At 57.3% G+C, this 12,689-nt stretch carries 11 protein-coding genes; 10 read left to right on the forward strand and 1 reads right to left on the reverse strand.

The window, feature by feature from the left end; genetic code table 11:
• Positions 1–236: 236 nt before the first annotated feature.
• The 8 genes from CKW20_RS04400 (at position 237) to CKW20_RS04435 (ending at position 11,241) form a co-directional block, all read left to right on the forward strand.
• Positions 237–3,068 carry a 2-oxoglutarate dehydrogenase E1 component gene (locus CKW20_RS04400; RefSeq protein WP_095051815.1) on the forward strand — a complete coding sequence of 944 codons (2,832 nt, stop codon included), beginning with the start codon at positions 237–239 and terminating at the stop codon, positions 3,066–3,068.
• 42 nt (positions 3,069–3,110) lie between these two features.
• Positions 3,111–4,325 (forward strand): 2-oxoglutarate dehydrogenase complex dihydrolipoyllysine-residue succinyltransferase, encoded by a 1,215-nt coding sequence (gene odhB / locus CKW20_RS04405; protein WP_095051816.1) that lies wholly within the window; start codon positions 3,111–3,113, stop codon positions 4,323–4,325.
• Between the two features lie 110 nt (positions 4,326–4,435).
• Positions 4,436–5,872 carry a dihydrolipoyl dehydrogenase gene (lpdA, locus tag CKW20_RS04410; RefSeq protein WP_095051817.1) on the forward strand — a complete coding sequence of 479 codons (1,437 nt, stop codon included), beginning with the start codon at positions 4,436–4,438 and terminating at the stop codon, positions 5,870–5,872.
• Positions 5,873–6,068: 196 nt separating this feature from the next.
• Positions 6,069–7,235 (forward strand): ADP-forming succinate--CoA ligase subunit beta, encoded by a 1,167-nt coding sequence (gene sucC / locus CKW20_RS04415; protein WP_007898980.1) that lies wholly within the window; start codon positions 6,069–6,071, stop codon positions 7,233–7,235.
• Entirely contained in the window at positions 7,235–8,116 is an 882-nt protein-coding gene (gene sucD, locus CKW20_RS04420) for a succinate--CoA ligase subunit alpha (RefSeq protein WP_095051818.1), read from the forward strand. Before sucC ends, sucD begins: the two co-directional genes overlap by 1 nt.
• A gap of 413 nt (positions 8,117–8,529) precedes the next feature.
• The gene (brnQ, locus tag CKW20_RS04425) at positions 8,530–9,843 is read left to right on the forward strand and encodes a branched-chain amino acid transport system II carrier protein (protein ID WP_095051819.1); all 1,314 of its coding nucleotides are present in this window, start codon (positions 8,530–8,532) and stop codon (positions 9,841–9,843) included.
• 259 nt (positions 9,844–10,102) lie between these two features.
• Entirely contained in the window at positions 10,103–10,840 is a 738-nt protein-coding gene (locus CKW20_RS04430) for a DUF599 domain-containing protein (RefSeq protein ID WP_030131722.1), read from the forward strand.
• On the forward strand, positions 10,840–11,241 hold the full coding sequence (locus CKW20_RS04435) for an MAPEG family protein (RefSeq protein WP_095051820.1): 402 nt from the start codon (positions 10,840–10,842) through the stop codon (positions 11,239–11,241). Before CKW20_RS04430 ends, CKW20_RS04435 begins: the two co-directional genes overlap by 1 nt.
• Before the next feature lie 66 nt (positions 11,242–11,307).
• Here the strand turns inward: CKW20_RS04435 and CKW20_RS04440 are convergent, their stop codons facing one another.
• Positions 11,308–11,571: a hypothetical protein gene (locus tag CKW20_RS04440; RefSeq protein ID WP_095051821.1), complete on the reverse strand. Its 264-nt coding sequence runs from the start codon at positions 11,569–11,571 to the stop codon at positions 11,308–11,310.
• A 157-nt stretch (positions 11,572–11,728) separates the two neighbouring features.
• Here CKW20_RS04440 and CKW20_RS04445 point away from each other — a divergent pair, with 157 nt between their 5' ends.
• Positions 11,729–12,205, forward strand: a complete 477-nt coding sequence (locus CKW20_RS04445) for a PaaI family thioesterase (protein ID WP_095051822.1) — start codon at positions 11,729–11,731, stop codon at positions 12,203–12,205.
• Positions 12,202–12,654, forward strand: coding sequence for a PaaI family thioesterase (locus tag CKW20_RS04450; RefSeq protein WP_095051823.1), 453 nt, complete (start codon positions 12,202–12,204; stop codon positions 12,652–12,654). The genes CKW20_RS04445 and CKW20_RS04450 overlap by 4 nt, the downstream gene beginning before the upstream one ends.
• Positions 12,655–12,689 lie beyond the last annotated feature (35 nt).

Below are 12,689 nucleotides of genomic sequence, written 5' to 3' on the forward strand. Positions count from 1 at the left end.
TGTACCCGTAGATGCTACGGCGCAGGCTTCAACCGGCGCCGTAGTTTTAACCTGAGCAGCAGCTTATAAGGCTGCGGCTCTTATTTTGAAGAAATGAGACAAGCAGGGGCATCCGGGCTGGTACCCGGACTATCAGCGTGATCCTAAGTGGCTTGTTTTAGTCGCTGCATTCGGACTTCTGCAAGTTTTCTCGGTGTCGACGCCGGTGGTGTTCCCCTAACCGAGGGTGACCAAGCATGCAAGAAAGCGTGATGCAGCGCATGTGGAACAGCGCCTACCTATCCGGTAGTAACGCTGCCTATGTGGAAGAGCTCTACGAGCTCTACCTGCACGACCCTAACGCTGTGCCAGAAGAGTGGCGCACCTACTTCCAGAAGTTGCCTGCTGATGGCAACACTGCTACCGATGTTTCGCACTCCACAATTCGCGATCATTTCGTCTTGCTGGCAAAGAACCAGCGCCGCGCCCAACCGGTTTCCGCCGGCAGCGTGAGCAGTGAGCACGAGAAGAAGCAAGTTGAAGTGCTGCGATTGATCCAGGCCTACCGTATGCGTGGCCACCAGGCAGCCCAGCTTGACCCGCTGGGGCTGTGGCAGCGTCCTGCTCCTGCAGACCTGTCAATCAATCATTACGGCTTGACCAATGCCGATCTTGATACGACCTTCCGTGCCGGCGACCTGTTCATCGGCAAAGAGGAGGCGAGCCTACGCGAAATTCACGAAGCGTTGCAGCAGACATATTGCCGCACCATCGGCGCTGAATTTACGCACATCGTCGATTCCGAGCAGCGCCAGTGGTTCCAGCAGCGTCTGGAAAGCGTGCGCGGCCGTCCGACGTACTCCGCCGATATCAAGGGCCACTTGCTTGAGCGCGTTACCGCGGCTGAAGGCCTGGAAAAATACCTGGGCACCAAATACCCGGGCACCAAGCGCTTCGGTCTGGAAGGGGGCGAGAGCCTGATTCCGTTGCTCGACGAGCTGATCCAGCGTTCCGGTTCCTACGGAACCAAGGAAATCGTGATCGGCATGGCCCACCGTGGTCGTCTGAACGTGCTGGTCAATACCTTCGGCAAAAACCCGCGCGAGCTGTTCGACGAGTTCGAAGGCAAGAAGAAGGTCGAGCTGGGTTCCGGTGACGTTAAATATCACCAGGGCTTCTCGTCCAACGTCATGACCACTGGCGGTGAAGTTCACCTGGCCATGGCTTTCAACCCGTCTCACCTGGAAATCGTTTCTCCAGTGGTCGAAGGTTCGGTCCGCGCCCGTCAGGATCGTCGTAACGACCCTACCGGTGAAAAGGTTCTGCCGATTTCCATCCACGGTGACGCGGCATTCGCCGGTCAAGGCGTGGTCATGGAAACCTTCCAGATGTCGCAGACCCGCGGCTTCAAGACTGGCGGCACGATCCACCTGGTGATCAACAACCAGGTCGGCTTCACCATCAGCAATCCGGAAGACTCGCGCTCCACCGAGTACTGCACCGACGTCGCGAAAATGATCCAGGCGCCGATCCTCCATGTAAATGGTGATGATCCGGAAGCCGTGTTGTTCGTGACCCAGCTGGCCATCGACTACCGCATGCAGTTCAAGCGTGACGTGGTGATCGACCTGGTCTGCTACCGTCGTCGCGGCCACAACGAGGCCGACGAGCCTAGCGGCACCCAGCCAATCATGTATCAGCAGATCACCAAACAGCGCACCACCCGTGAACTGTACGCCGATCGTCTGACCCAGAGCGGTGTACTGGACGTTGAGCGTGTTCAGGCGAAAGTCGACGAATACCGCAACGCGCTGGACAACGGTCTGCACGTGGTAAAAAGCCTGGTCAAAGAGCCGAACAAAGAGTTGTTCGTGGACTGGCGTCCGTATCTGGGCCACGCCTGGACCGCGCGTCACGACACTCGCTTCGATCTGAAAACCTTGCAGGAACTGTCTGCCAAGCTGCTGGAAATTCCGGAAGGCTTCGTGGTTCAGCGCCAGGTCTCGAAAATCTACGAAGACCGTCAGAAGATGCAAGCCGGCGGCCTGCCGATCAACTGGGGTTACGCCGAAACCATGGCGTACGCGACCCTGGCGTTCGAAGGTCACCCGATTCGCATGACGGGTCAGGACATCGGTCGCGGTACGTTCTCGCACCGTCACGCTGTCTTGCACAACCAGAAAGACGCGGGTACCTACGTCCCGCTGCAAAACCTGTACAAGGGCCAGCCACGTTTCGACCTGTACGATTCGTTCCTGTCCGAAGAAGCCGTGCTGGCGTTCGAATACGGTTACTCGACCACCACGCCTGAGGCGCTGGTGATCTGGGAAGCCCAGTTCGGCGACTTCGCCAACGGTGCCCAAGTGGTTATCGACCAGTTCATCACCAGTGGCGAGCACAAGTGGGGCCGTCTTTGCGGTCTGACCATGCTGCTGCCGCACGGTTATGAAGGTCAGGGTCCGGAGCACTCCTCGGCCCGTCTGGAGCGTTACCTGCAACTGTGCGCCGAGCACAACATTCAGGTAGCCGTGCCGACCACGCCGGCCCAGATCTACCACTTGCTGCGTCGTCAGGTGATTCGCCCTCTGCGCAAGCCATTGATCGTCCTGACGCCGAAATCGCTGTTGCGTCATAAACTGGCCATCTCGACCCTGGAAGATCTGGCCGAAGGTTCGTTCCAGACCGTTATCCCGGAAATCGATGCCCTGGACCCGAAAAAGGTCGAGCGCGTTGTTCTGTGTAGCGGCAAGGTCTACTACGACCTGCTGGAAAAACGCCGTGCCGAAGGTCGTGACGACATCGCCATCGTGCGTATCGAGCAGCTGTACCCATTCCCTGAGGACGACTTGAACGAAGTCCTGGCTCCTTATACCAACCTCAAACATATCGTTTGGTGTCAGGAAGAGCCGATGAACCAGGGTGCCTGGTACTGCAGCCAACACCACATGCGCCGCATCGTTGGCAATCACGACAAGTCTCTCGTACTTGAGTACGCGGGCCGTGAGGCTTCTGCTGCACCTGCTTGTGGTTACGCATCGATGCACGCTGAGCAGCAGGAACAACTGCTGCAAGACGCCTTTACTGTTTAACGCCTTCGCGCACCTGAAACCGAATTTAAGGACCCACAGATAATGGCTATCGAAATCAAAGCCCCCACTTTCCCGGAATCGGTTGCCGATGGCACCGTTGCCACCTGGCACAAAAAACCGGGCGACGCCGTCAAGCGTGACGAACTGATCGTCGACATCGAAACTGACAAAGTCGTACTGGAAGTGTTGGCCACCGCTGACGGCGTGCTGGGCGCTATCGTCAAGAACGAAGGCGACACCGTTCTGTCCGACGAAGTTCTGGGCTCCATCGGTGAGGGCGGTGCTGCTGCCGCTCCAGCCGCCGCTGCTGCACCTGCTGCTGCCGCTGCTCCTGCCGAAGTCGGCGAAGACGATCCTGTTGCTGCACCGGCTGCTCGCAAGCTGGCTGAAGAAAACGGCATCAACATCGCTTCCGTTGCCGGCACTGGCAAAGGCGGTCGTGTGACCAAGGAAGACGTGGTCGCAGCTGTTACTGCCAAGAAAGCCGCTCCGGCTGCCGCACCTGCCAAGGCTGCTGCACCGGCTGCTGCTGCTCCGGTTTTCGCTGCTGGCGATCGCGTCGAGAAGCGTGTACCGATGACTCGCGTGCGGGCCACCGTTGCCAAGCGTCTGGTTGAAGCTCAGTCGAACATGGCGATGCTGACCACTTTCAACGAAGTCGACATGACCGAAGTCATGGCCCTGCGTTCGAAGTACAAAGACCTGTTCGAGAAGTCCCACAACGGCGTACGCCTGGGCTTCATGTCGTTCTTCGTCAAGGCTGCCACCGAAGCGCTGAAACGTTTCCCGGCTGTCAACGCGTCGATCGACGGTGCCGACATCGTTTACCACGGCTACGCTGACGTCGGTGTTGCTGTTTCCAGCGACCGCGGCCTGGTTGTACCGGTTCTGCGTAACGCCGAACTGATGAGCCTGGCTGAAATCGAAGGCGGCATCGCCACCTTCGGCAAGAAGGCTCGTGACGGCAAGCTGTCGATGGACGAGATGACTGGCGGTACGTTCACCATCACCAACGGTGGTACCTTCGGTTCGATGATGTCGACGCCGATCGTCAACCCGCCACAAGCGGCCATCCTGGGCATGCACAACATTCTGCAGCGTCCTATGGCAATCAACGGTCAAGTTGTTATCCGTCCGATGATGTACCTCGCTCTGTCCTACGATCACCGTTTGATCGACGGCAAAGAAGCTGTGACCTTCCTGGTTACCATCAAGAACCTGCTGGAAGACCCGGCTCGTTTGCTGCTGGATATCTGATTTCGTTGCACGGGCCGTTCAGCGATGAGCGGCCCTTCTGTAATGACCAGCTTCGTCCCACGACGGTCCTCAAAAGGGACCGTCCGGTTTGATTCGAGAAGGAATGACACATGACTCAGAAATTCGACGTGGTAGTGATTGGTGCGGGCCCTGGCGGTTACGTGGCTGCCATTAAAGCAGCGCAACTGGGCCTCTCCACTGCCTGCATCGAGAAATACACCGACAAGGAAGGCAAACTGGCCCTCGGCGGTACTTGCCTGAACGTCGGTTGCATTCCATCCAAGGCGCTGCTGGACAGCTCCTGGAAATACAAGGAAGCCAAAGAAGGCTTCGCGATCCACGGTATCAATCACGCTGGCGTGACCATGGACGTGGCAGCGATGGTCGGCCGTAAATCCACCATCGTCAAAGGCCTGACCTCTGGCGTTTCGACCTTGTTCAAGGCCAACGGCGTCACTTCCCTGCAAGGCCACGGCAAACTGCTGGCCGGCAAGAAAGTCGAACTGACCAAGCCAGACGGCAGCGTTGAAATCATCGAAGCCGAGAACGTGATTCTGGCTTCGGGCTCGCGTCCGATCGACATTCCGCCGGCTCCGGTTGACCAGAACGTGATCGTCGATTCGACGGGCGCGCTGGAATTCCAATCCGTACCCAAGCGTCTGGGCGTTATCGGCGCTGGCGTGATCGGTCTGGAGCTGGGTTCGGTTTGGTCCCGTCTGGGCGCTGAAGTGGTTGTTCTGGAAGCCCTGGAGAAGTTCCTGCCAGCCGCTGACGACGCCGTTTCCAAAGAAGCCTACAAAACCCTGACCAAGCAAGGTCTGGATATCAAGCTGGGCGCTCGCGTCACCGGTTCCAAAGTGAACGGCGACGAAGTCGTTGTGAACTACACCGATGCCAATGGCGAACAGAACATCACTTTCGACAAGCTGATCGTTGCCGTTGGTCGCCGTCCAGTGACCACCGAACTGTTGGCTGCCGACAGCGGTGTGACCATCGACGAGCGTGGCTTCATCTTCGTTGACGACCAGTGCGCGACCAGCGTACCGGGCGTTTACGCGATCGGTGACGTGGTTCGCGGCATGATGCTGGCGCACAAGGCGTCCGAAGAAGGCATCATGGTGGTTGAGCGCATCAAGGGCCACAAAGCCCAAATCAACTATGACCTGATCCCGTCAGTTATTTATACTCACCCGGAAATCGCGTGGGTCGGCAAAACCGAGCAGACCTTGAAGGCTGAAGGCGTTGAAGTTAACGTTGGCACCTTCCCGTTCGCAGCCAGTGGCCGTGCCATGGCAGCCAACGACACCGGCGGTTTCGTGAAAGTCATTGCCGATGCCAAGACTGACCGCGTATTGGGCGTCCACGTGATTGGCCCGAGCGCTGCAGAACTGGTTCAGCAGGGCGCGATCGGTATGGAATTCGGCACCAGCGCTGAAGACCTGGGCATGATGGTTTTCTCCCATCCGACCCTGTCTGAAGCCTTGCACGAAGCAGCTTTGGCAGTGAATGGCGGCGCCATCCACATCGCCAACCGCAAGAAGCGTTAAGACAATAAGAAACCACGGCGGTACGGCCCGTCGTGAGCCTTGCATGCAAGACTCACCGCGGAATGTCCGCTGGACGCAGTCTTGTGTAGTTGTACCGGGTATCCGGAAAGACTACGCAAGCAGCAGTCACAGGTGGTGCGGCACTTGAACAAGTGCAGCACCGAATGCGCAGTACCTAACGAAGACGGTAATAAGCATGAATCTTCACGAGTATCAGGGTAAGCAGCTGTTCGCTGAATACGGCCTGCCAGTTTCCACCGGCTATGCAGTAGACACCCCGGAAGCAGCAGCAGAAGCTTGCGACAAAATCGGCGGCACCGAGTGGGTTGTCAAAGCCCAGGTCCACGCTGGTGGTCGCGGTAAAGCGGGCGGCGTAAAGCTGGTTCGCAGCAAAGAAGACGCCAAAGCATTCGCTCAACAGTGGTTGGGCAAGCGTCTGGTGACTTACCAGACTGATGCCAATGGTCAGCCAGTCACCAAGATCCTGGTTGAATCGTGCACTGATATCGCTAAAGAGCTGTACCTGGGCGCTGTCGTTGACCGTTCGAGCCGTCGCATCGTGTTCATGGCTTCCACCGAAGGTGGCGTGGACATCGAGAAAATCGCTCACGACACCCCTGAGAAAATCCTCAAGGCCACTATCGATCCACTGGTTGGCGCTCAGCCATTCCAGGGTCGCGAGCTGGCATTCCAGCTGGGTCTGGAAGGCAAGCAAGTTGCTCAGTTCGCCAAGATCTTCGTAGGTCTGGCCAAGCTGTTCAAGGATCACGACCTGGCTCTGCTGGAAGTGAACCCGCTGGTGATCAAGGCTGACGGCGATCTGCATTGCCTCGACGCCAAGATCAACATCGACGCCAACGCCATGTACCGTCAGCCTAAGCTGAAGACTTTCCACGATCCGTCGCAAGACGATCCGCGCGAAGCGCACGCTGCCAAGTTCGAACTGAACTACGTAGCACTGGAAGGCAACATCGGTTGCATGGTCAACGGTGCTGGCCTGGCCATGGGTACCATGGACATCGTCAACCTGCATGGCGGCAAACCAGCCAACTTCCTCGACGTGGGCGGCGGTGCTACCAAAGAACGCGTAACCGAAGCGTTCAAGATCATCCTGTCCGACACTAACGTCGCTGCAGTATTGGTCAACATCTTCGGCGGCATCGTTCGTTGCGACATGATTGCCGAAGGCATCATCGGCGCTGTGAAAGAAGTCGGCGTGAAAATCCCGGTTGTTGTTCGCCTTGAAGGCAACAACGCTGAGCTGGGCGCTAAAGTACTGGCAGAAAGCGGTTTGAACATCATCGCTGCTACCAGCCTGACCGACGCTGCTCAACAAGTTGTCAAAGCTGCGGAGGGCAAATAATGAGCGTCCTGATCAATAAAGACACCAAAGTTATCTGCCAGGGCATTACCGGTTCGCAAGGTAGTTTCCACACCCAGCAAGCCATCGAGTACGGCACCAAGATGGTTGGTGGTGTAACTCCAGGCAAAGGCGGCACCGAGCACCTGGGTCTGCCAGTGTTCAACACCGTGAAAGACGCTGTAGCTGCCACTGGCGCCACCGCCAGCGTGATCTACGTTCCAGCTCCTTTCTGCAAGGACTCCATCCTGGAAGCAGCATTCGGCGGCATCAAGCTGATCGTTTGCATCACTGAAGGCATTCCTACCCTGGATATGCTGGATGCCAAGGTCAAGTGCGACGAGCTGGGTATCACCCTGATCGGCCCTAACTGCCCAGGCGTGATCACTCCAGGCGAATGCAAGATCGGCATCATGCCAGGTCACATTCACTTGCCAGGCAAGGTCGGTATCGTTTCCCGTTCCGGCACCCTGACCTACGAAGCTGTGAAGCAGACTACTGACGCCGGTTTCGGTCAGTCGACTTGCGTCGGCATCGGTGGTGACCCGATCCCGGGTTCGAACTTCATCGACATCCTGAAGCTGTTCCAGGAAGACCCGAAGACCGAAGCGATCGTAATGATCGGCGAGATCGGCGGTTCGGCTGAAGAAGAAGCGGCTGCCTACATCAAGGCACACGTGACCAAGCCGGTTGTTTCCTACATCGCTGGTGTGACTGCTCCTCCGGGCAAGCGCATGGGCCATGCTGGCGCAATCATCTCTGGCGGCAAAGGCACTGCAGACGAGAAGTTTGCTGCCCTGGAAGACGCAGGCGTTAAAACCGTGCGTTCGCTGGCAGACATCGGCAAGGCTTTGTCCGAGCTGACCGGTTGGGCGATCAAGTAAGCTTCGCGCTTAACTGACGCTTTACCAAACAAAGGCCACCTTCGGGTGGCCTTTGTCGTTTCCGGGGAGGGCCTCTTCGCGGGCAAGCCTCGCTCCTACAGATTTACGTCGCTCACAAATATGGCGAATGACTCAATACCTGTAGGAGCGAGGCTTGCCCGCGAAGGCTTACTTGCAGCCACCCACCATTTACATGCAAAAACGCGACATTGAAGTGTCGCGTATCGGATAGATCGCACCCTAACAGTGCGTTTGTCGTGCAAATTCGTTAGGCTAGCAGCCATTTTTGCGTCCGCGGCCCACAAGGCAGCGACGCGCTAAACGGGTCAGTCCTATACGGGCCGACAGCATTTCCCTCACCCATAAGGGAAATCCCTCTCTAAATTCCGATTCAGTAGTGTGGTATTTCCTTAATGAAAGTGTTGAAAGGCCAGGACATCCTGGCACTGGGTTTTATGACGTTTGCCCTGTTCGTCGGGGCTGGCAACATCATCTTCCCGCCTATCGTCGGTTTGCAGTCCGGGCCTAATGTCTGGATGGCGGCGCTGGGTTTTCTGATCACCGCGGTCGGTCTGCCGGTGATCACCGTTGTTGCCCTGGCCAAAGTCGGTGGTGCAATGGATGCGTTGAGCAGCCCGATCGGTAAAGTCGCCGGTGGCCTGCTGGCAGCCGCGTGCTACCTCGCTGTCGGCCCATTGTTCGCGACGCCGCGCACCGCGACCGTGTCGTTTGAAGTAGGCTTGGCGCCGCTGACCGGCGAGAGCCCGCTGGCGCTGTTTCTCTATAGCTCGGTGTACTTCCTGGTGGTGTTCTTCATCTCGCTCTATCCGGGCCGTCTGCTGGATACCGTAGGACGTTTCCTTGCGCCGCTGAAGATCATCGCCCTGGCCGTTCTCGGCATTGCCGCGTTCGCGTTGCCGGCTGGTGATATCGGCGTGGCCACTCCTGAATATGTCGCTGCACCGTTCTCCCAAGGCTTTATCAATGGTTACCTGACCATGGATACCCTGGGTGCGCTGGTATTTGGCATTGTCATTGTCAACGCCATTCGTTCCCGGGGCGTGGAATCGCCGGCGTTGATCACCCGTTACGCGATCATCGCCGGGCTGATTGCCGGCGTGGGTCTGGCGCTGGTTTACGTCAGTCTGTTCCGTCTCGGTTCGGGCAGCCATGAAGTGGCCGCCGGTGCTGCCAATGGCGCTGCGGTATTGCACGCTTACGTGCAGCACACGTTTGGTTCATTGGGCAGCGGTTTCCTTGCGGTGCTGATCTCCCTGGCCTGCCTGGTGACAGCGGTCGGTCTGACGTGTGCCTGTGCTGAATACTTCAGCCGTGTACTGCCACTGTCCTACAAGACACTGGTGATTATCCTGGCTGCGTTCTCCCTGTTGGTGTCCAACCTGGGCCTTACCAAGCTGATCGCGTTCTCGATCCCGGTGCTGACCGCCATCTACCCGCCGTGCATCGCCTTGGTCGCCCTGAGTTTCTGCAAGGACTTCTGGCATGAGCAGGGCCGCATTGTCGGTCCGGTGATGCTGGTGTCGTTCATCTTCGGCCTGATCGATGCCCTCAAGGGCGCCGGACTTGCGGACTGGATGCCAACTCAACTGGCTCACTTGCCGTTGAGCGAGCAGGGTTTGGCTTGGCTGGTGCCGTCGGTCATGACCCTGGTGGTTGCCGTGGCTTGTGACCGTCTGCTGGGCAAGCGCGAAGAAGCGCTGGCTTAAGCTGCTTCATGACCCGCCACAAGCGGGCCTCGAGCTGCAAATGGAAATGCCCCGTATCAATCGATACGGGGCATTTTTTATGCGCGTGATGCAGTGTCTTTTTCCTTGCGCTAACGTCGAAGCATTGCCTGTGTAGGAGCGAGGCTTGCCCGCGAAGGCGGTGTGTCAGGCGATAATTCTTTTGCATGTGGACACCGCCTTCGCGGGCAAGCCTCGCTCCTACAGGTTCTACTGTTGCCAATGTCTCACAGGGAATTGCATGTCGTTCATCCACGCCAATCTGATCCACATCCTCGCCGCGCTCTGGTTTGTCGTCTGCTGGGGTGGTTACACCCGTTATGCCTCATGGAAGGGCCGCGACACCGCGTGCCTGGCCAGCGTGTTGCACCTGTATCGCGAAGACTGGATGCGCCGCATGCTGTTGCGCGACAACCGCATTGCCGATGCCAGCGTGATCGGTAACCTGGAGCGTAATGCCTCGTTCTTCGCTTCCAGTACGCTGATTATCCTGGCCGGTATTCTCACGGTGTTGGGTGCGTCCGACAGAGCCGTGTCGTTGCTGGCGGATATCCCGATGGTGCAACAGGCCTCCCAAGGCATGTCGGAGATCAAGTTGTTGTGCCTGGCGCTGGTGTTTGTCTATGCGTTCTTTACGTTCAGCTGGTGCATGCGTCAGTACAACTTTGCGGCGATTCTCGTGGGTTCGGCGCCGATGATTGGCGAGCGCCATGTGTCCGAGCAAGAACGCAAAGCCTTCGCCTCCCGAGCCGCCCGTGTCATCTCCATGGCGGCCAACCAGTTCAACTTCGGTCTGCGCTCCTATTACTTTGGCATGACCATGCTGGCGTGGTTCGTCAGCCCCTGGTTGTTCATGTTGATGAGTGCCGGCGTCGTGCTGGTGTTGTATCGCCGCGAGTTTCACTCCGATGTTCTTGATGTGATGGTCTATACCCCTACAGAGGCGCCATTGCCTGAGGCGAACAAAGAGGCTGCTTGATGAGTATTCCGTTCTGGTGTGTGTTTATCAGCGCATTGTTGATTTACGTGGCAAAGATTCCAGTGGCCAAGGCCATGAACGAGCAAGGTGGTTACAACAATCATCTGCCGCGCCAGCAGCAGGCGCAACTTACCGGCTTTGGTGCCCGTGCATTGGCGGCTCACCAGAACAGTTTTGAGGCGTTCCTATTGTTTGCGGTTGGGGTGTTGATGGCGCACACCACGCAGACGGCGGGATGGCTGATCGATGCGCTCGCAATCATCTTCGTGATCACACGCGTCATTTACTTGCTGTGCTATTGGGTAGATCTGGCCTGGCAGCGCAGTCTGGTGTGGTTTGTGGGTTTAGTGTGTTCGTTGTTGCTGATGATTAGTCCGACTTTTAGGGCGGTTTTGCTCTAACACTTATCGCCAATAAAAAGAAAACCCGCACTTGGCGGGTTTTCTTTTATCACACTAAAAACGGTTTTAGTTTTTAGGTGCTTCTGGTGCTGGAACCGGAGCTGGAGCGGCTTCTTTTGTCGCTGCTTCGTTCGATTCGGCCTGAGCTTTGGCAGCTTCGGCGTTTTCTTTTGCTGCCTCGTTCACTTTATCCTGAGCTTCGCCCATTTTTTCCTGAGCTTGCTCAGCATGTTTGGTGGCTTCTTGAGCTTTGTCCTCGGATTTTTTATCGCAGGCAGCGAGACCGAGGGAAGCGGTCAACATCAAGGCAATAGCTAAAGTCTTACGCATGGGGTGTTTCTCCTTATGGAAATATCTAGTTGGCCTTTCGAGCACGGCGATCAGGGTTAAGTTCCTCAATTCGCACAGATATATAAGTTTGTTTTGCTGCGGAACTTTTGCCCTCTAGCCTGCTATTTTGGCCCGACACTAAGAAGAGTTTTATCCAATGGCCGAAAACCCCGTTTTTGAGCGTGCGACGCGATTCCTGTCGGCATTGCGGCATTGTCAGGTACTCGGCATGCGCGTTCACAGTGCCAGCAGCGAAGGGTTGACGGTGATTCTGCCGTACAGCCCGCAGATCGTCGGCAACCCGCAAACCGGAGTGATTCATGGCGGTGCACTGACTTCGCTGATGGACACCGCCTGCGGCATGGCCACTCTCTGCGTGCTGCCCGAATTCGAAGTCTGCCCGACGCTCGACTTGCGCATCGATTACATGCACGCCGCCGAGCCGCACAAGGACGTCTACGGCTTCGCCCAATGCTACCGGGTGACCACCGACGTAATCTTCGCGCGTGGTTTTGCCTATCAGGACGACCCCGAACAGCCCATCGCCCATGTGGTGGGCACCTTCATGCGTATGGGCAAGGGCATCAAAGGCACCAAAGGGTTTGGCGGTGTTATTGCCGGAGGTGCGAAATGACTGACATGTTCAAGGAGCAACTTCAACAGGCCCATGCGCAGGGGGACTACGCCTCGCTGCTGGACCTGATTCCCTATGCCAGGCTGATTGGCGTTGAATGTTCACGGGTGGGGGATGAGCTGCTGTTTCGTCTGCCGGCCAACAAGGACAACATTGGTAATCCTTTATTGCCGGCGATTCATGGTGGAGTGATTGCCGGGTTCATGGAGCTCTCGGCGGCATTGCACCTGCTGATTTTCACCGGCTCGCCCGGTGTGCCGAAGATTATCGACTTTTCCCTCGATTACCTGCGCGCGGGGCAGTTTCGCGATACCTGGGCCAGATGCCAGGTATGCCGTCAGGGGCGTCGGGTAGCCAATGTGGCGATTACCGCCTGGCAAAGCACTGAAGCCGAGCCCATTGCCACGGCTCGCGCTCACTTCAAAATCGAAGAGCCCTTGAAATCCTGATCTCAGCCCCCAACTCTGAGGACAACCCGCCGCTG

This window comes from Pseudomonas sp. Irchel s3b2 (genome assembly GCF_900187445.1).
Taxonomy (GTDB): domain Bacteria; phylum Pseudomonadota; class Gammaproteobacteria; order Pseudomonadales; family Pseudomonadaceae; genus Aquipseudomonas.